Genomic DNA, 18,605 nt, shown 5'->3' on the forward strand with positions numbered 1-18,605 from the left:
GGCCATGGACTTCGAGATCGTCCTCACCGACGCCCTGCGCTCCGGCCTCGGCCCCATCGCGGCGATCTTCGCGCTCTCCGCGATGGGCCTGAACCTGCACTTCGGCTACACGGGCCTGCTGAACTTCGGGCAGGTCGGCTTCATGCTCGTCGGCGGGTACGGGCTGGCGATCACCGTGGCGACCTGGGGCGGCTCCATGTGGCTGGGCGTCCTGGTCGGCACCGCCTCCGCGGTCGTCCTCGCGCTGCTGCTCGGCCTGCCGACACTGCGGCTGCGCGCCGACTACCTGGCCATCACCACCATCGCCGCCGGTGAGACGCTACGGCTGTTCTACCGGTCCAGCTGGGCCGAGCCCACCACGGGCGGCGTGTTCGGGCTCCAGCGGTTCGCCAACGACTTCTACGACCTGAACCCCGTCCCGCCGGGTACGTACGGCTTCTGGCTGGTCCGGTTCAGCTCCCGGGACCTCTGGGTGCTGATCGTCGCCTGGTCGCTGGTGGTGGTCGCCGGGGTCCTGCTGGCCCTGCTGGTGCACAGCCCGTGGGGCAGGGTCGTCCGGTCGATCCGCGACGACGAGACGGCGGCGCGCAGCCTGGGCAAGAACGTGTACGCCTTCAAGATGACGAGCCTGGTGCTGGGCGGTGTGCTCGGCGCGGTCGCCGGCATGCTCCAGGCCATCCAGGTGCAGTCGGTGAACCCGGACAGCTTCGACCCCGGGGTCACCTTCTTCCTGTACACGCTGCTGATCCTGGGTGGTGCGGGGCGGATCCTCGGGCCGGTCGTCGGGTCGGTCCTGTTCTGGTTCCTGCTCGCCTTCGTGGACAGCGCGCTGCGGCAGGCCATCGGGGCGGGGATCATCTCGCCCGAGGTGATCAGTACGTCGGAGGTCGGTGCCGTCCGGTTCGCGCTCGTGGGGGTGGCGCTGATACTGCTCATGGCGTTCCGGCCGCAGGGGATCCTCGGCAGCCGGAAGGAGATGCTGCTCAGTGGCCGCTGACCCGCCCGTCCCGTCCGCACCCGGGCCCGCACCGGAACCGGTGGCCGCACCGGGAGCAGGGGCCGCACCGGAGCCCGTGCCCGGTGTGCGCAAGAGCGACCCGCTGCTGGTGATCGACGGGGTGACCCGGTCCTTCGGTGGTCTGGTCGCCGTGGCCGTCGACCACCTGGAGGTGCAGCGGGGCACCATCACGGCCCTCATCGGGCCCAACGGCGCCGGGAAGAGCACGCTGTTCAACGTGGTGAGCGGCTTCGACCGGGCCGACAGCGGCGAGTGGTGGTTCGAGGGGCGGCGCCTCACCGGCCGCTCGGCGCACCGGATCGCGCGGCGCGGACTGGTCCGTACGTTCCAGCTCACCCGGACCCCCGCCCGGCTCACCGTGCTGGAGAACCTGCTGCTTGCGGGCGTGGGTCAGCGGGGCGAGCGGCTGCTGCCCGCGCTGCTGCGGCCGGTCTGGCGCGGCCAGGAGCGGGAGCTGGTGGAGCGGGCCGACGAGCTGCTGGAGCGCTTCCGGCTCACCGGGCTCCGCGACGCGCATGCCGGCACCCTCTCCGGCGGCCAACGCAAACTGCTGGAGCTGGCCAGGGCGCTGATGGCGCGTCCGGTGATGGTCATGCTGGACGAGCCGATGGCCGGTGTGAACCCCGCGCTGACCCAGTCGCTGCTCGGTCACATCACCCGGCTGCGGGACGAGGGGCTGACGGTGTGCTTCGTCGAGCACGACATGGACGTGGTGATGGGCATCAGCGACTGGGTGGCCGTCATGGCCGGCGGGCGGCTGGTGGCCGAGGGGCCGCCGTCCACGATCGGCCGCGACCCCGCCGTGGTGGACGCCTACCTCGGCAAGCGGCACGACGAACCGGGAACGACGAACGGCGAGGAGGGCCACCATGACCGGTGACGCCTCGGGGAACACCCCCCGGAACGGGGCGGGGAACGGCACCGGCGACGAGGCCGTGCTGGTGGCGGACGACCTCTACGCCGGGTACGTACCGGGCGTCGACGTGCTGCGCGGCTGCAGCATCGAGGTGCGGCCCGGCGAGCTGGTCGGGGTGATCGGCCCGAACGGCGCGGGCAAGTCGACCCTGGCCAAGGCGGTGTTCGGGCTGCTGCGCGTCCGCGAGGGGACGGTGCGGCTGCACGGCGAGAACGTCACCAACCGGCCCGCGCACGAGCTGGTGCGGCGCGGCGTCGGCTACGTACCGCAGCTGGCGAACGTCTTCCCGGCGCTGACGGTCGAGGAGAACCTGCGCATGGGCGTGTACCTGCGGCCGAAGGACTTCGCCGGGCGGGCGGCCGCCGTCGGGGAGCTGTTCCCGGTGCTGGCCGCCCGGCGCAGGCAGAAGGCCGGTTCGATGTCCGGCGGTGAGCGGCAGATGCTCGCCATGGCCCGGGCGCTGATGATGGAGCCGCAGGTGCTGCTCCTCGACGAGCCGTCGGCGGGGCTGTCGCCGATCTACCAGGACCAGGTGTTCGAGCGGGTCAGGGAGATCAACGGCGCGGGCGTCGCCGTGCTCATGGTCGAGCAGAACGCCCGCAAGTGCCTGCAGATCTGTGCCCGTGGGTACGTCCTGGACCAGGGCCGCAACGCACACACGGGCACAGGTGTGGAGTTGTTGCACGATCAGCGGGTGATCGACCTCTATCTCGGTACGCTCGCCCGCGTCCGCTGACGCCTGTCGGCCCGGCCGACGGGACGGGGTCAGTCCTCCACGCTCGTCTGCTCGGTCCGCACGGTCGTCAGCTCACCCTCCTCGGTGTACTCGTAGACCTCGATGGTCGCCTGGCTGGGCTCACCCGCGTCGGTGAAGTCGAGCGGGCCGCTCACACCGTCGTAGTCGATGTTCTTGCCGTCGGCGATCAGCTGCTTGCACTGGGCGAACGAGTTGCACTTCTCGCCGTCCTTGGTGACCGGGATCATCTCCTTGACGAACTCGCGCGGGTCGTCGGTCTTCGCCTGCTCCGCCGCGAGCGCGATGGTGGTCACGCAGTCGAACGTCTGCGGTGCGAACTGCAGCACGTTCAGGTTCGGCGCGAAGTCCTGCAGCGAGTTCACGAACTGCTCATTGGTCTCCGACGCCGGTGCCGTGCCCTTCATACCGGCGATACGGCCGGGGTCGTTCGGTGCGACGAGCCCGGGCAGCTCCTCGCTGCGGAGTCCGTCGGTGCCGTACACACCGCGCTGAGCGGGGCCGATACCGGCCTCGATCAGGCCCTGGATGATCTGCGTGCCCTCCTCGAAGGCGATGACGACGGTGGCGTCCGGCCGCGAGTTCTCGACCCTCTGGATCAGCTGGTCGAAGTTGGTGGCCTTCGGGTCGTAGGTCTCGGCGACCGTCACGGTGGTGCCGCCTGCCTCCAGAGCCTTCTGGGTGGCGTCCAGCAGCCCGCGTCCGTAGTCGTCGGCGCGCGCGACGAGGGCGACCCGCTCGTGCCCGTCGCCCTGGATGGTCTCCGCCAGGACCGGGCCCTGCAGGGCGTCGCTCGGCGCGGTACGGAAGTAGTAGCCGCCGTCGTCGTAGTCGGTGAAGGTCGGCGCGGTGTTGGAGCCGGAGCACTGGACGACGCCCTCACCGGTCACCCGGTCGATGAACGCCAGCGACATCGCGGAGGCGGCGGCGCCGACGATCGCGTCGACCCCGGCGTTCAGGACCCGGGCGGCCGACTGGGACGCCACGGCCTCCTGGCCGGCCTCGTCGGCTCCGACCACCTTCGGGATCGGGTTGCCGAGGACGCCGCCGGCGTCGTTGATCGTCTTGATGGCGAAGTTGGTGGACTGGATCATGGGCGGCCCGAGGAAGGCCAGCTGTCCCGTCTCCGGGAGCACATAGCCGAGCTTGAGGACGTCGTCCTCGGCCGCCCGCGCCTCGGCGGACGCGGCGCCGCTGTTCGCGCCGCCCATGGCGACCAGGAGCGCGACCGCACTCAGGAAGATCGCGGACCGCCGTATCGGGGTGTGCATGTCCGCCTCCCGTAGGTAGAGGCTGTGGTCTCTCTGTATCGAGCCTAGGACTCCTCCCGGGGTGGCGCGCTGTGGCCGGAGGGCCGGAGGTGTCGCCCGGACACCCGGTTCAGGGCCGTCCCCGCAGGTCGGACAGCAGGAGGTCCAGCTCTCGCTCCTCCTCGACCCGGATACCGGCTTCCGCGAGGGCCTCGGCGAGGTCGGGATCCCACGGTGTCCGGGTCGGGACACCTGTGAGAGGTCTGGGCGCGAGCTTCGAGTCGCTTCCCACGAGGGCCGCACGATAGTCGGCGGCGGTATACCGCCAGGGACGCCACGGAACGCGGCTCAGCAGGGCTCCGGCGATCCGAAGGCCACCCCAGTCGAAGTCGCCGTGATAGTAGAGGTCCGAGCCGTTGCCGTGCAGGTGGCGCAGCAGGGCGAGTGCGGCGGCCGAGGGCTGGCCCTGGAGACAGATCATGGGCGGGCAGGCGGGGCCGAGGGCGTCCGCCGCCGCGGCGAGGACTGCCGGGTTCTCGCAGATCCGTACCGCTGGGGAGGCGACGGAGGGCGGGCGTCGGATGAGCTGGCGGAGTGTCAGGACGGCTGGTTCGCCTTCGTCGGCCGTCCAGTCGAGGGCGGGGGTCCCTCGCAGGTTCAGGGTGAGGACCGTCGAGGACAGTTCGTCCTTCAGCAGGCCTGCCGATGCCCAGGCGTCCCGCCGCCATTCGGCGCCGCTGCCGTCGGCGAACCCTGTCAGAGCGCGGATCCCGGACAGTGTGAGAGTGGCCTGCGGCGTGCCGTCGTCCAGGGCGTGGGCCGAGCCGAGGACGTGGGCGGCGAAGGCTGCCAGCGAGACGGCGGGCTCGGCCGGAAGCGCGCGGAGAGCGGCGCAGACCCCCGTGAGCAGGGTGTGCACGGCGCCGGGGGTGCGGCCAAGACGCCGGGCGAGGCCGTCGGCCCGCACCCTCGCGGCCCAGGCGGCGAGCTCGGGCCGGTCCAGGACGAGCGCGTCGAGGGGTGCGTACGCCCGGTCCCAAGCAGCGTCCTCCGCCGCCCTGACCTGGGCGAGCGGGGTGACGGGGCCGGTGAGGGCCGTGACGGCGGCGGCGAGGCCGTCCGGGCTGATGCCCGAACGGCGCAGCACGGCGTCGACGGCTTCCAGCCGTACGGTGAGGGAACGGCCACCCCCCGGGGCTCGGGCCAGCAGCCGTTCGACCGCGGAACGCTGGCCTGGAGTGGGGGCGGCCAGGGAGACGGCGCCGGTGAGGGGTTGCCCGGCCGCGAGCCGACCGCGTACCCGTTCGACGAGCCACCCGAACTCCGGCGCGCCCAGGAGGCGGCGCAGTCGGGGCACGTCGACCGTGCCGTCGGCGACCCGCCCCGCTGCGGCGCCGGGCGCTGCGTACCCGTCGTGCGTCAGGTCCACTGTGGCTCCCGTTCCGGCCGGGCGGCCGCGTCCGGTGCCGGTTGCCGCGCGGGGTCGTCACGGCGCTGTCGTCTCGTACCGTCCCACTCCCAGCGGGTGACGAGGACCGCCGCCACCTCGTCCGTGCGCGACAGCTGGGCGATGGCGATGCCGGGGACCTGTGGGTAGCAGGCCCATTCCCGTTCGCTGGTCATCACCACGTCCAGGTCGAAGGCGCTCAGCAGGCCGAGGCACTTGGCTCGCGAGTCGTCGTCCACTCCCGCGAACGCCTCGTCCAGCGTGACCAGACGGGGCGCGTGCGGGCTGCCCGCGCTCGCGTAGTGCGAGGAGGCGGCGGCGAACAGCGGTACGGAGACGGCGAGGACGCGTTCGCCGCCGGAGGCGGGGCCGGTGGCCGGGACCCAGCGCCCGTGCTGGTGGCGTTCGACGCCGAACTCGTGCCAGGAGCGGTAGTCGAGCGCGGCGGTGAGGTGTTCGAGCCAGCTGCCCGAGCCGTCGTCGGACTGCTGGCGGGCGATCTGGGCCTGGAGGAACTCGCCGACCGCCGTGCGGTCCTCGGCGGTCCACGCGTCGGCGGACTGGCGCAGCCGCTCCCGGGCCTGGGCGAGTCCGGGCGGGGCCTTGCGCGAGGGCCGCCATACCAGCCGGAGCTTCATGCCGGTGGAGGTGGGGCGGTCCTCCAGTTCGGCGTTCATGTCCCGCACCTGGCGTTCGGCAGTGCCGATGAGTTCCTGGAGGGTGCCCGCGACCTCGTTGATCAGGTGGGTTTCGAGGATCTCCCGTTCGTGCGCGGACAGGATGCGGGTGAGCTCGCCGACCTCCTTGGCGAGCGCTTCGGCGAGTTCGGGTACGGCCCGCTCGCGGCCCTGGTAGACGATGTCGACGACCATGCCGTCCTCGACCATGCGGGCCGAGGCGCTGTGTCCGTGCCGGGAGAGGGTGTCCTGGAGGGTCTTGAGTTCTTCACTGAGCCGACGCTGGACGCGCTCCCAGGCGGCATCCGTGTCGTCGACCGAGGAGAGTCCGGTCTCGATGGCGCGGGCGAGCGCGATGGCCGGGGTGGCGGCCCAGGAGCCGTCGTCGGCGGCGGGGACCGCGAGTTCGGGCAGCGCGACCGCGACCAGGCCAGTGGCCGTGAAGCCCTGGAGCGCGGCGATGGCCGCCGCGCGTGCGCCGACGGCTTCCGTGAGGTCCTTCTCCAGCTGCTCGATCCGCCCCTCCGCCCGGCCGGCCTCCCGATCCGCCTCCGCGTGACGCCGCAGGGCGGACTTCTGGTCGGCCTCGCACATCCGCTGCGCCTCGGCAGTCTCGGCGAGTCGCCGTTCGAGCTCCGCGACGGCCACTCCGACGGTGGAGCGCAAGGTCAGGTGGCGCTCGTCCGCCGCTGCCGCCTCATGCTCCGCGTCTTCGGCCCGCTGGGCGAGGTCGACGGCCCGCCGCTGCGCGTCGGTCGCCTCGGCGCGCTCGTCGTCGACCTGGCGTGCGGCCTCGCCTTGTTCGCGCACCGCGGGCCACAGGGCGGCCAGCGCGGCAGCGAGGGAGCCGAGGGCGTGACGTACGGCGGTGAGTCCGGCCCGGTCGGCGGGTAGCCCCAGATCGGTGGCGCTCTCGGTGAGTTCGGCGGCGGCACGCTCGGCTTGCCCGGCCACCTCGGTCACCTCGGCGGCACGCTCCTCGCACCGCATGCGGGCCTTGCGTACGGTGTCGGCGGCGGCGCTCACGAGCGCGTGTGCCCGGGTGAGCGGCGACTCGTCGGGGACGGAGGCGAGTTCGGTGTCGAGCGTGCGACGGCGGCCTGCGATCGCCTCGGATCGGTCCGCGACGACTGCCGACTCCTCGCGCAGGGCGGCGAGTTCGATGCCGACCGCGGCGACACGGGCCCTCCGTGCCGCCTCGCGCGCGCCTTCGCCGATGTACTCGGCGGCGGGCTTGGCCCATGTGCCGGTGAGCGCGCCGACCCGGAAGCGTCCGTCCGCTGCCACCCATGTCCCGGCTCCTCCCCCGCTGTCCAGGCCGATGGCGGCGAGCAGACCGATCACCGTCGCTTCGTCCGGGGTCGCGGCCCGTCCGTCGCCGTGGCCCATGGCCGGGCGCAGCACGTCGGCGAGCGAGGGGCCGCTGACCGGTCCGTTCGACGGGGAGAGCAGCACGTCGTGCCCGTTCACGGCGAGGGCGGAGCCGTCGGGGAGCACCCAGGCGTCGAGGAGGCCGGAGGCTTCCAGCGCCGCTTCGAGCCCCGCGCGTTCGGGTTCGGGCAGGTCGTCACGGAAGTCGACCAGGCGCCAGAGCGGGGCGCCCGGCAGCTGTTCGCGAAGGCCGGGGGTGCGGGTGGCAGGGGGCCGGGGCTCGCGTCCTCCGCCGGCTTCCAGGGCGGCGAGCTCCCGCCGCGCCTCGTCGGTGCGCTCCGCCAGCTCGGAGGCCCGGCGGGCGGCTTCGGCCGCCTGATCGGCGAGGTCCGCCGAGCGGACGGTGTGCGCCCTGGCTGCGTGGACGCGTGCCGGGTAGGGGCCGTCGAGGTGACGGGTCCATTCCTGGAGTTCGTCGAGGAGGCCGGTCTCGTCGGGGAAGGCCAGCTCCGTCCAGGCCCGGGCGCAGTCGCGTACGTCGTCCAGGAGGACCTGTCCGGCCCGCGCGCAGCCCTCCTCCGTCGCGCCGTGCGCTTCGGCGGCCAGAGCGAGGTCGGTCTCCGCCTCGTCGAGACGGCCCGACGCCCGGCGGTGCGCGGCGGCGGCCCGCTCGGCTGCTTCGAGGAGGCCCTCGACGTGGGCGAGGGAGCGCTGGGCGCGGCCCGCGGCGTCCTCGGCGGCGCGCCGCAGTTCGGGCTCCGGCAGCCGGTCGTCCAGGGGCAGGGCGATGTGCGCGGCGGTGGCGTGCTCCCTCGCCTGGGCGAAGGTCTCCTGGACCCTGAGCCGCGTGGCACGGAGCCGGTTCTCGGCAGCGCCGAGCCGCCCGAGCACCTTGGTGTGGAGAGCCGTCGCCTGCTCCCGGTCCCCCCGCGCCCGGTCCGCCGCCTGCGCCGTTCGCGTCATGGCCAGCGCGGCGTGCTCCAGTTCCCGCGCGTCGCGCATCTCGGGCGCCTCGCGCAGGGCCTTGTCCTGGGCCCGCAGGCGTTCCGCGGTCTCCGCCAGGGAGCTGATCTCCTCCCCGGCCGCCGCCCGCTTCTCCTCGGCGCGCCTGCGCCGCTCCTGTGCCTCGGCCAGATCCCGTTGCACGCGCTCGTAGCGGGAGTGTTCGGCACGCGGAAGCCGTGCCCGGCGGCGGGTGGCGATGCGGGCGTACCGCCGGTAGTGCTCCAGGAAGGTGGAGGCGGCCCGTTCGGCGGCGGAGGCGGCGGCGAGCTCGTCCTTCTCCTCGTCGAGGGAGCGGAACGCCTCGGCCACGTCGGCGATGACGGCCTGGTCCATGGGCGGCAGGGCCTCGGTGAGAGCGCGGGAGAGGGCGGCTTCGTTGGGTCGCTTGGAGAGCTGGGGCTGACGCAGCTGGACGAGCAGGTCGACCAGGGCGGCGTACCGCTGCTCTCCGAGGCCGAAGAGTGCTTCGTCGACGGCTCGGCGATATGCCTTGGCCTGGTCGTACACCATGCCGTGCCCGGCGACCGCTTCGGCGAGCCGATCCCGGGACAGGGCCGTGCCGGTGGCGTCGAGCAGCCGGAAGGTCTCCTCCGTGCGCTCGGTGGAGCCGTGGTCGACACGCCGGCGGGTGACGGCGTACCAGTGGCGGGCGACGCCCCGCCCGCTGACGGCCTTGAGCCCGCACAGCAGTGTACGGAAGTGCTGCTCGCCGGTCGTGTCGTCGAGCCTGCCGAACTCGATCCACGTGTAGCCGAGCCGTTCGGAGTGCGGGTGCTCGCCTCCGAGGAGCAGGTTCCACTCCATCCTCTTGCCGGGGTCGCCGTCGGGTTCGACGCGGCGCGGGCTGAGGTCGCCGTCGAGCAGGAACGGCAGCGTCAGGGCGAGCACCTTGGACTTGCCGGTGCCGTTGTTGCCGCGCAGCAGCAGGCGCCCGTCCCGGAAGTGGAACTCCTCCACGTCGTAGTGGAACAGGTCGACGAGCCCGACGCGCAGGGGCTGCCAGCGGGATCGCCGTGGGGTCGGGAGGCGGGTCACGGAGCGGCCTTTCGCTGTGGGGGCACTGAGGCGGAGCCGGGCTCGCGGATGACGGTCTCGCCGACCGCGTACCGGGCGAGGGCGGGGCGGGCCGCGACCGTGTGCCGGGTACGGGCGACCAGGCCGAGCGCGGTGAGCCGGGCGACGGCCTGTTCGACGAGCTCGGTCTCCATACCCGGCTCCCGGGCGGACTTCGACCAGAAGCCGCCGTGCTCGGCCGCGAGTTCGCGGACTCGGAGGGCGAGGGCTCCGAGGGTGACCGGCCCGTCGGCGCCGGCGAGATGCTCGGCGATCAGCAGGGTGATGTGGCCGTGGGTGCCCTGTTCGGGCATGCGGAGGTCGGTCAGGTCGTCGTCGGGGTCGACCATGGCGAGCCCCTCGGCCCGCACCTCGGCGACGAGTCCCGTCAGCTCGGTGATCCGGGCGGTGAGGAAGCCGCGCTGTCGGGTGAGGTAGCCGAGCTCGGCGTCGGTCAGTTCGTCGTAGTAGAGCACCGGGTCGTCGAGGAGCCTTCGGGTGAGTGAGCGGCGCATGGCGCGGAAGCGCAGCTCGTCGCTGTCCAGGGCGGTTTCCGCGACGAGCTCGGCGAGCCGGTCCTCGAGGTTGTCCGCCCGCACGGTGGAGGGGCCCCGCCGGGTGGCGAGGAGGCCGGCCAGGACCCGGCGTTCCACGTCGTACAGGACGTCGCCCACCCCGCTGACGTACGCCTCCTCCTCGCCCGCGACGCGCCGCAGCACTCCGAGGTCGAGCAGGAGCCGTACGACGGCGGCGAGGTCGAGGCGCTCGTCACGGCGTTCCAGAACGAACTCGACACCCGCGGCGGCGAGTCGGGGATCGGCGGCGTCGAGGACGATCTGGTCGGCGAGGCGCCCGAGAGCGATCTGGGCCTCGCCGCGTTCCAGGGCGGCGAGCGCGAGGCAGAACAGGACGTAGCGGCGACGGGTGAAGGGGGCGGCGCCCCGGCTCGCCTCTCGGGCCGGGTGCGTGGGGTCGGTGAGGACGCCGGGCGTCTTGCGCAGCCGCGCCGTCTCGGCGTCCGCCTGGAGGGACCAGCCCGTGTTGCGGTCGAACCACTCCCGGAGTTCGGTCGCGTGCCGGCGGACGAGACGGAATTCGTCGGCGTGCCGGCCGCGCGCGAGAAGGAGGGGGTGCTTCAGCAGGGCGCGCGCTGCTTTGCGCAGGTCGGCGGCGTGCTGGCCCTCCAGCACCTCGGCGAGCGGTGCGGTCATCGGTCGGGTCCTCCGTCCGTCGGCTCGTCTCCGTCCGTCAGGTCGACGATCTCGACAAGGTGGTCCGGGCCGCTGAAGACTCCGCCGGGCGTGCGGATCTCGGCGGTCGTGCCGTCGGTGACAGCGGTGAGCCTGATCTCCATGGAGCCGTCGTTGCTGGTGGCCACGGTGTGCCTCATCCCGGGTCGCCAGGTGGCCAGCGCGTCTCCGAGCAGCTGGAGGAACAGACCGAAGGAGGCCGGGTCGAGCTCGCCGAGGCCGGACAGACGCGTGACGCCGTCCGTGACGAGCCGAGCGCGGGCGGCCGCGGTCTCCGCGGCCTGCTTGGCCGCCGTCTCGGCGAGAGCGCGCCGCCGCTGCTCCCTGTCCTCGACCTTGCGGGGCTTGCCGCGCCGCTCGTAACTCCCGGTGCGGCGCAGCTGGGGACTGATCCGCAGCGGCTCCGCCTCGGCCCACGGGGTGGCAGCCGGTACGGGCCGTGCCGCACGAGCAGCGAGGGTGTCCGCGTCAACGGTGAGGTGCCGCGCCGGATAGAGACCGAAGGCGGCCCGCCACAGCCGGTGCCGGGCGTCGTCGTCGGGTGCCTCGGCGAACCAGCGTGCCAGGGTCCGGAAGTCCGCGGACCGGTCCGAGCGCCCCGACCGGCGCTCGTTCAGCGCCCGTACGACGGCCAGGAGCTGCGGAATCGCACCGAGAGCCCGGCCGCGTAGCAGCCGGGCCTGCGACTCGCGCCCGTCCCTGCTGATGAACCACGCTCCGAGCCCCGCCCAGCGCGCGGCCCACCGCTCGAACGCCTCGTCCGCGGCGCGTTCGGCCTCCTCCGGCGCTGCGTCGGCGGCCTCCCGGCCGGCGGCGGCCCTCAGCAGAGGCTCGGCCCTTCCGTCCTCCTCCAGCTCCAGGATCAGCCGGGCGATACGCCCGCCCAGCGTGATGAGGTCCTGGATGAAGCGCTCCAGGTACTGGATGAGCCGGTCCTTGTACGCGAGGAAGACCTCCTCCTCGACGTCGTGCAGGTCGATGGTCCGCTGAAGCGAGCCCATGAAGGCCCGTGCGTTGTCGGCGAGCGCCGCGAAGCGGCTGGCCAGCGTGTCGAGCGCCAGGTGCGCCTTGGCCGGGTCGGGCTCGTCCTCGGCGGCCAGGACGAGCAGGGCGCGCAGCTGGGTGACGATGTCGTGCAGCGCGACGGCCTGCAGCGCACCGCGACGGCCGAGCGCTTCGTCGTAGGCGGAGAGGGCCTCCTCGGCTGCCTCCCCCTCCCGCGTCAGCTGGTAGATGAACCGCTTCCGGTAGAAGTCCTCGACCGCGGTCACGCGGGCGGTGTCCGGATCGGCCCGCAGATTGCCCCAGCCGACGAGCTTGTCCAGCGCGCCGACAACGGCCTCCGGCTCTGGGGGGCGGATGTCCGCCGGCAGTGCGGCGTGCACGTCCTCAGGACGCAGATGAACCGCGAACCGCTCTTTGGCCACCAGGAACACCCGTATCACTCCGCGATAGAGCGGGGTGTTCGGCACGGTGAGGTGAGCGAAGGGGCCGAAGCCCACCGGCTCGGGACCCGGAACGGCCGAGGCGGTTGAAGCGGTGACGGTCATCGCCAGGCATTCTCCCTCAGACGCTGCCATCACCGGCGCGGGCCGGCGTACCTGGCTGATTCACGCCGTCGCGATCCACGCGAGACAGCAGGCCGCGGGCCTGGCGGCAGGCCGACCAGGGGCGAGCCCGGAACGTAAACTGGCCAGGTGAACGAGAATCTTCCCCCGTGTCCCCAGTGCTCCAGCGCCTACACCTACCAGATGGGCGCATTGCTCGTCTGCCCCGAATGCGGCCATGAATGGTCGGCGACCGCCGAGGCGGCCGACGGCGGCGGTGGCGGTGGCGAGAAGGTGATCAGGGACTCCGTCGGCAACGTCCTGGCCGACGGCGACACCGTCACCGTCGTCAAGACCCTCAAGGTCAAGGGCAGCCCGACCGGCATCAAGGCGGGCACCAAGGTGCGCAACATCAAGCTGGTGGACGGCATCGACGGCCACGACATCGACTGCAGGATCGACGGCTTCGGCCCTATGCAGCTCAAGTCCAGCGTCGTCAAGAAGGCCTGAGCCGCACGTTCCGCATCGCTTCGACACTTCTATTGATTGCATAATTCGGCAATTCGATACATGATGGTTTCACTGTGTTCGCAGCTGGCTGCGGGCACAACACCAGGCGAGCCCTCGCCGCGCGCGAGGCGATGAAGGAGAGTGCGAGGCCGTGTCGGTTCCGCTGTACCAGGCCAAGGCCGAGTTCTTCCGGATGCTGGGGCACCCTGTGCGCATCCGGGTCCTTGAGCTGCTGCAGGAGGGGCCGAAGGCCGTGCGGGATCTGCTCGCCGCGATCGAGGTCGAGCCGCCGGCTCTGTCCCAGCAGCTGGCCGTCCTGCGCAGGTCCGGAATCGTGACGTCCACACGCGAGGGTTCGACGGTGGTCTACCGGCTCGCGGGCGGTGACGTGGCCGACCTGATGCAGGCCGCGCGGCGCATCCTCACCGAGATGCTGGCCGGGCGGAACGAGCTGCTCGCCGAGCTCCGGGAGGCCGAGGTCTCCACTCGGTGAACGCTGTTCTCGCCAGGGTGCGTGCACTGCTGCCCGGGCATGCCGACTTCGCCGCCATGGGCCGCAACCCGCGCCGTGATCTGCTCGCCGGTCTGACCGTGGCCATCGTGGCGCTGCCGCTCGCGCTCGGCTTCGGGGTCTCCTCCGGCCTCGGCGCCGAGGCCGGCCTCGCGACCGCCGTGGTGGCCGGTGCGCTCGCCGCCCTCTTCGGCGGATCGAACCTTCAGGTGTCCGGGCCGACCGGGGCCATGACCGTCGTCCTCGTCCCCATCGTCGCCCAGTACGGGCCGAGCGGAGTCCTCACGGTCGGGCTGATCGCCGGCGTGATCGTCGTCGGCCTGGCCCTGGCCCGGGCCGGACGGTACATGGCCTACATCCCAGCCTCGGTGGTGGAGGGCTTCACCCTGGGCATCGCGCTGGTGATCGGCCTCCAGCAGGTGCCGAACGCGCTGGGCGTCGCCAAGCCCGAGGGCGACCGGGTCCTCGTGGTCACCTGGCGCGCCGTCGAGGAGTTCGTGCGGTCCCCCAACCTGACGGCCCTCGCGCTCGCGCTCGGTGTGGCCGCGATCATGCTGATCGGGGCCCGATGGCGTCCGACGATCCCGTTCTCGATCGTCGCCGTGATCGTCGCCACGGTCGTAGCGCAGTTGTTCCACCTCGACGCGGCGAAGCCGATCGGCGAGCTGCCCGCCGGGCTGCCCGCACCCTCCCTCGACTTCGTCGACCTCTCACAGCTGGGGTCCCTTATCACGCCGGCCGCCGCGGTCGCGGCCCTGGCCGCACTGGAGTCGCTCCTTTCGGCACAGGTCGCTGACGGCATGACCGTGGGCCAGAAGCACGACCCGGACCGGGAACTGTTCGGGCAGGGGCTCGCAAACCTGGCCGCACCGCTGTTCGGCGGCGTCCCGGCGACCGGCGCCATCGCCCGTACGGCGGTCAACGTCCGTACCGGCGCGTCCTCCCGGCTCGCGGCCCTCACCCACGCCGCCGTCCTCGCCGTGATCGTCTTCGCCGCCGCTCCCCTGGTCTCGAAGATCCCCCTCGCCGCGCTCGCCGGCGTGCTGCTCGCCACGGCCGTCCGGATGGTGGAGGTCGGCTCGCTGCGAGCGATGGCGAAGGCGACCCGTTCCGACGCCGTGGTCCTCGTGCTCACCGCCGTGGCCACGCTCGCTCTGGACCTCGTCTATGCGGTGATCATCGGCATGGTCGTGGCCGGCGCCCTCGCGCTGCGCGCCGTGGCGAAGCAGGCACATATCGCCGAGGTCGACTTCCGCCCCGACCTGCCCGGCGCGCACAGCGATGAGGAACACGCGCTGCTCGCCGAACACATCGTCGCGTACCGGATCGACGGCCCGCTCTTCTTCGCCGCCGCTCACCGCTTTCTCCTCGAACTGACCGAGGTCGCCGACGTGCGGGTCGTGATCCTGCGCATGTCCCGGGTCACGACCATCGACGCGACCGGCGCGCTCGTCCTCAAGGACGCCGTCGAGAAGCTCAACCGGCGCGGCATCGCCGTCATGACCTCCGGGATACAGCCGGGCCAGCGCCAGACCCTCGAATCCGTCGGCGCCCTGGACCTGCTCCGCCTCGACGGGCGGGAGTACGCCACCACGCCCGAGGCCATCGCCGGGGCCCGCGCCCACCTCCAGGGCACGGGCGTCCTTGCCGCCCCGGCCCCCGTCCCCGTCCCCGCCCCCGTCCAGCCGACCCGTACCACCGTCGAGGACCCCGCCCGATGAACGCCCCCACGACCCGCCGCATGGCCGAGATCACGGGCCTGGAGGCCCTGTGGCTCCTCCAGGGCGCCGCCCAGGGACGCCTCGCCTATGTGATGCGCGAGCAGGCCGTTGTACGGCCCGCCGTCCGCGTCCCTCACGAACTGCCGGAGTCGGGCAGTGCGGCCGGCAGTGGGTCGTGTTCCTGCTCGACGGCGGGCTCGCCGGAGGAGGGGAGCAGTTGCGGGACGCCGTCGATGATCGGATAGCGACGGCGCAGGCGCGGATTGTAGAGAGCGCCCCTGATCTCGTCGAGGATCAGCGGACCCTTGTCGAGTGGGCAGGCGAGGATCTTCAGCAGCGGGTTGTCAGGCTTCATGGCCGGGTTCCTCCGGAGGTGTCGGTGTCCGCGTCGTGTCGCGGCAGGGTGAGCAGGACCGTCAGGGCCAGTACGGTGCCGCCGAGACGCAGTAACAGCCGCAACGGGTCGTCGGGCAGCGGCTCCTCGAACGCGATCGTGCCGCTCACGATGGTGAACACGCAGGTCACCGTCGAGCACACCGGGACGATCAGTGACGCCCGGCAGCGCTGCAGGGCGGTCTGCGACAGCACCAGTCCGCTGACCCCCGTGAACAGCAGAAGGTACGGGTGGGGGGAGGCGAACAGGGCCGGAACAGAGCCCAGAAGGTCGGAGGTGTCCAGGTGCCCGGAGATGCCCTTGATGGCGAGCGAGCTGACCCCGTAGAGCAGACCGACCGCCACCGCGTAGGCCACTCCGGTGGTCGGCTGCCGGTGGCGCCGACGGGCGCGCCGTTCCGCGGCCGCGTACAGCGACAGCCCGGCCGCGAGTGTCGGCACGCACAGTCCCAGCAGGATGCCCGCGGACGCGCTGCGGCTGATCTCCTCGCTGGTCTCGTACAGCGAGGCCACCACCATCACCAGCGCCAGACCGATGACCGCCACCGCGCGCCGCTCACGCCCGGAGGGGCGCTCACCGAGCACCACCGATGAGAGCACCAGCAGGAGGACCAGCCCGGACAGGAACAAGCCCTGGGCAGCGGCGATCGGCAGTGTGCGGTAGACGGCCAACTGGGCGGCGAACCCCAGGGCCAGCGCCATGGCCCCGCAGATCCACAAGGGCCTGCCGGCCAGCAGGAGCAGAGCTCTGCCCGGCTGTGCGGCGCTCAGCGGCGGCATGCCGGCCAGCGCCCGCTTCTCCAGGACGAAGCCGGTGCTGTACAGGACGTTCGCCACCAGCGCGGCGGCCACACCCCACACCACGGGCTACACCTTTCTCGCATGCACGAGGATGATGGAGGCGAGGGACGGCAGCCCACAGGCCAGGCGGTCCAGCGGTCGGAGCGGGCGCGGCACTCCGTGGAACGGCGCACCGGCGACCGTCACCACCTCGAACCCTGACGCCGCCACGAACTCGCGCAGCGCGCGCACCGTGTACAGCCGCAGATGGCCCGCCACCTCGCTGCCCGGCCTGCCGTGGATGCGGCGCAGACTCACCTCCGAGAACACCGGCTGGACTCCGGCGAGCAGGAGCCCGCGGTTGTACCAGGCGGCGAGGTTCGGCGTGGAGAGCATCAGATGCCCCCCGGGGCGCAGCACCCGGTGCAGTTCTTCGAGGGCACTGTCGGGGTCGACGAGGTGCTCGACGACCTCGCTGAACAGCACGGCGTCGGCGCTGCCGGAGGCGAAGGGCAGCCCACTGCCGGTCAGCTCGCCGCGGACGACCTGGCTCAGGCGCGACGCCGCCCGGCGCAGCGCGTCCTGCGACCAGTCGATCCCCACGATGCGGTGCCCGTCCAGTACGCGGGCGGCGGTCGCGCCCGCCGAGCCGTCCCCGCAGCCCACGTCGAGCACGGTCGCGGCCGGGCGGCCGGGCCCCACGGGCCCGAGCGCATCGGCCAGCATCCTGGCCTGGCGCAATGTCCGGGCACGCCCGGAGGCGACGGGAACGGTGTGGTTCTCGTAGAAATCGCGCAGCCCGGGGAGGGGCGTCGTCGGCGAAGACACCGGTGCCTCGGGCGATGTCATGGCGGCGGGGCCGGTGGGTGAGGGGGTCATGATGGCCTCTTGTGGTTCTCCCCGGCGGAGCGGGCTCCACCCGGTGTCGGGTCCGGATGCGGTGCGTCGCGGCCCTACAGCCCGCCGGCCTTCCGGAGCGTCGGCTTCCGGCCTGAGATCCTCAGCGTTCGACCGGGACAGGGTGACCACCGACGTCGTCGAAAAAGACTGATCGAACAAGTCGGCCAAGTGCGCGCCCGCCGCGTCACCGAGCAGCGCCCTCGACCAGCGCAGCGTCACATGCAGTCGCCCGCCGGTGGAAGCCGCCGCCACGCTCAGCCCGCGCGGCATCCGCGCCGGAGCGGAGAACCACACGGCTGTCGCCCGGCCGGCGTCGCCGAAGTCCAGGGCGTACGGCACGCGTCCGATGTTGGTGACCAGCGCCGTCGACGTGCAGGGCGCCGCCGCCCGCCGCGCGCCACGGGTGAGCGCGCCCCGGACCCCGACCGGCAGCGGCAGTGCGGTCAACAGGCTCGCCCCAAGCCCCAGTGGCGCACCGTGGGAGGACTTGAGCTCGCGGGTTCGCCCAGCGGTGGTGCGCAGCAACCGGACCACGGCTGCCACGTCCGGCCGCTCACCGAGCAGCAGTTCGGTGTCGCGCGGGTCCTCGGAGGTCATGGCCACTTCGACGAGCCGGGTTCCGTTCCCCATCGGCATCTCCCTGCCGCGCGGGCGGTCGTCGACGGGCATCGTGATCCGCACCGGCCCGGCCGGCCGCCCCTGCGAGACGTTCCAGCGGCCCACCATCAGTGAAGTGGCGACCAGCAGCTGGTCGTTGACGGTCCAGGGATGGGGGCCTCCGGTCCGCGCCGCACGCCGCGGAACAGGCAGTTCCATTTGCAGCATGCCGTTGCCCACGGCACCGGCGCGCACCGGCTCGGGGCGGGAGTCCGGCGCGACCCGTACGGGCCGCGCGCATACCGCACGGCCGGTGCCGCCGGTCGCGCTCGGGGCCGGACCCGAGCGGCCCGGCCGTACCGGCCCGGGGACCGGGAGAGCGGCCACGTCGGCGTACTGTTCGGCGGTCGTGGCGAGCACCCTCAGCCCCGAGGGGGCGTCAAGCGCCGTGTGATGCATCGTCAGCAGCAGCACGGTCCGGGTCTGCGAAGGCCCACCGCCCACCGACGGCTCACCGGCGGCCGTCTCCCCGTGGACCTCGACGACTTCCAGGCGCATCGGCGGCGACAGGGTGAGCGACGGGCATTGCGTCAGGGCCCGGGCCCTGGCCTGCGCCAACGCGCCGGGGCCCCGCCCCGCGAAGCTCACCGGGTCGCTGTCCGGTTCGCCGGTCAGCTCCCACGCGAAGAACTGCCGGTGCCGGCGGCCGGGCACTTCCCGCATCAGCACTCTCGGATGGGTCAGCAGCGCCCGCCGGAACGCGGTCCGCAGCCGTGCCGGGTCCAGCCGTCCGGGCAGATGGACCTCAACGTGTACGGTCTCCGGTTCGTCGTCACTGAGGCAGTGCCGCGACACCTCATCGATGGTCGGGAAGGGAATCCGGACCCCGCCGGGAGGGGTTGCGG

At 72.7% G+C, this 18,605-nt stretch carries 14 protein-coding genes; 6 read left to right on the top strand and 8 right to left on the bottom strand.

What is annotated here, in order from left to right; genetic code table 11:
- Window positions 1-4 precede the first annotated feature (4 nt).
- The 3 genes from FVS66_RS22005 to FVS66_RS22015 are packed head-to-tail and all read left to right on the top strand — an operon-like array spanning window position 5 to window position 2,670.
- Complete coding sequence (locus FVS66_RS22005; RefSeq protein WP_149182902.1) at window positions 5-997, top strand: branched-chain amino acid ABC transporter permease; 993 nt, start codon at window positions 5-7, stop codon at window positions 995-997.
- Complete coding sequence (locus tag FVS66_RS22010; protein ID WP_222946969.1) at window positions 987-1,898, top strand: ABC transporter ATP-binding protein; 912 nt, start codon at window positions 987-989, stop codon at window positions 1,896-1,898. The genes FVS66_RS22005 and FVS66_RS22010 overlap by 11 nt, the downstream gene beginning before the upstream one ends.
- Complete coding sequence (locus FVS66_RS22015) at window positions 1,888-2,670, top strand: ABC transporter ATP-binding protein (protein WP_149182903.1); 783 nt, start codon at window positions 1,888-1,890, stop codon at window positions 2,668-2,670. The genes FVS66_RS22010 and FVS66_RS22015 overlap by 11 nt, the downstream gene beginning before the upstream one ends.
- 29 nt (window positions 2,671-2,699) lie before the next feature.
- Here the strand turns inward: FVS66_RS22015 and FVS66_RS22020 are convergent, their stop codons facing one another.
- From FVS66_RS22020 to FVS66_RS22040, 5 genes are all read right to left on the bottom strand, one after another.
- Window positions 2,700-3,959: an ABC transporter substrate-binding protein gene (locus FVS66_RS22020; protein WP_149182904.1), complete on the bottom strand. Its 1,260-nt coding sequence runs from the start codon at window positions 3,957-3,959 to the stop codon at window positions 2,700-2,702.
- Window positions 3,960-4,068: 109 nt separating this feature from the next.
- Window positions 4,069-5,367 carry a TIGR02679 family protein gene (locus tag FVS66_RS22025; protein WP_149182905.1) on the bottom strand — a complete coding sequence of 433 codons (1,299 nt, stop codon included), beginning with the start codon at window positions 5,365-5,367 and terminating at the stop codon, window positions 4,069-4,071.
- Entirely contained in the window at window positions 5,358-9,473 is a 4,116-nt protein-coding gene (locus FVS66_RS22030) for a TIGR02680 family protein (protein WP_149182906.1), read from the bottom strand. Before FVS66_RS22030 ends, FVS66_RS22025 begins: the two co-directional genes overlap by 10 nt.
- Entirely contained in the window at window positions 9,470-10,702 is a 1,233-nt protein-coding gene (locus FVS66_RS22035) for a TIGR02678 family protein (protein WP_149182907.1), read from the bottom strand. The genes FVS66_RS22030 and FVS66_RS22035 overlap by 4 nt, the downstream gene beginning before the upstream one ends.
- Window positions 10,699-12,291, bottom strand: a complete 1,593-nt coding sequence (locus tag FVS66_RS22040; protein WP_149182908.1) for a TIGR02677 family protein — start codon at window positions 12,289-12,291, stop codon at window positions 10,699-10,701. Before FVS66_RS22040 ends, FVS66_RS22035 begins: the two co-directional genes overlap by 4 nt.
- A 147-nt stretch (window positions 12,292-12,438) precedes the next feature.
- Here FVS66_RS22040 and FVS66_RS22045 point away from each other — a divergent pair, with 147 nt between their 5' ends.
- From FVS66_RS22045 to FVS66_RS22055, 3 genes are all read left to right on the top strand, one after another.
- A complete protein-coding gene (locus tag FVS66_RS22045; RefSeq protein ID WP_149182909.1) occupies window positions 12,439-12,798 on the top strand; it encodes a zinc ribbon domain-containing protein YjdM in 360 nt (119 codons plus the stop codon).
- 151 nt (window positions 12,799-12,949) lie between these two features.
- Window positions 12,950-13,291, top strand: a complete 342-nt coding sequence (locus tag FVS66_RS22050; RefSeq protein WP_149182910.1) for a metalloregulator ArsR/SmtB family transcription factor — start codon at window positions 12,950-12,952, stop codon at window positions 13,289-13,291.
- Window positions 13,292-13,347: 56 nt separating this feature from the next.
- Window positions 13,348-15,030, top strand: a complete 1,683-nt coding sequence (locus FVS66_RS22055) for a SulP family inorganic anion transporter (RefSeq protein ID WP_149183016.1) — start codon at window positions 13,348-13,350, stop codon at window positions 15,028-15,030.
- A gap of 133 nt (window positions 15,031-15,163) precedes the next feature.
- Here the strand turns inward: FVS66_RS22055 and FVS66_RS22065 are convergent, their stop codons facing one another.
- The 3 genes from FVS66_RS22065 to FVS66_RS22075 are packed head-to-tail and all read right to left on the bottom strand — an operon-like array spanning window position 15,164 to window position 17,052.
- Complete coding sequence (locus FVS66_RS22065; RefSeq protein ID WP_149182911.1) at window positions 15,164-15,385, bottom strand: Trm112 family protein; 222 nt, start codon at window positions 15,383-15,385, stop codon at window positions 15,164-15,166.
- Entirely contained in the window at window positions 15,382-16,287 is a 906-nt protein-coding gene (locus tag FVS66_RS22070; RefSeq protein ID WP_149182912.1) for a DMT family transporter, read from the bottom strand. The genes FVS66_RS22065 and FVS66_RS22070 overlap by 4 nt, the downstream gene beginning before the upstream one ends.
- Before the next feature lie 3 nt (window positions 16,288-16,290).
- Window positions 16,291-17,052, bottom strand: coding sequence for a class I SAM-dependent methyltransferase (locus FVS66_RS22075; protein WP_149183017.1), 762 nt, complete (start codon window positions 17,050-17,052; stop codon window positions 16,291-16,293).
- Between the last annotated feature and the right edge of the window lie 1,553 nt (window positions 17,053-18,605).

This window comes from Streptomyces sp. TRM49041, assembly GCF_008271805.1.
In the GTDB taxonomy this organism is placed as follows: Bacteria; Actinomycetota; Actinomycetes; order Streptomycetales; family Streptomycetaceae; genus Streptomyces.

Excerpts from the sequence above, each read along its gene's own strand:
- FVS66_RS22005 (WP_149182902.1), top strand. The coding sequence starts at position 5 with ATGGACTTCGAGATCGTCCTCACCGACGCCCTGCGCTCCGGCCTCGGC.
- FVS66_RS22015 (WP_149182903.1), top strand. The coding sequence starts at position 1,888 with ATGACCGGTGACGCCTCGGGGAACACCCCCCGGAACGGGGCGGGGAAC.
- FVS66_RS22020 (WP_149182904.1), bottom strand. The coding sequence starts at position 3,959 with ATGCACACCCCGATACGGCGGTCCGCGATCTTCCTGAGTGCGGTCGCG.
- FVS66_RS22035 (WP_149182907.1), bottom strand. The coding sequence starts at position 10,702 with ATGACCGCACCGCTCGCCGAGGTGCTGGAGGGCCAGCACGCCGCCGAC.
- FVS66_RS22040 (WP_149182908.1), bottom strand. The coding sequence starts at position 12,291 with ATGACCGTCACCGCTTCAACCGCCTCGGCCGTTCCGGGTCCCGAGCCG.
- FVS66_RS22055 (WP_149183016.1), top strand. The coding sequence starts at position 13,348 with ATGGGCCGCAACCCGCGCCGTGATCTGCTCGCCGGTCTGACCGTGGCC.
- FVS66_RS22065 (WP_149182911.1), bottom strand. The coding sequence starts at position 15,385 with ATGAAGCCTGACAACCCGCTGCTGAAGATCCTCGCCTGCCCACTCGAC.
- FVS66_RS22075 (WP_149183017.1), bottom strand. The coding sequence starts at position 17,052 with ATGACATCGCCCGAGGCACCGGTGTCTTCGCCGACGACGCCCCTCCCC.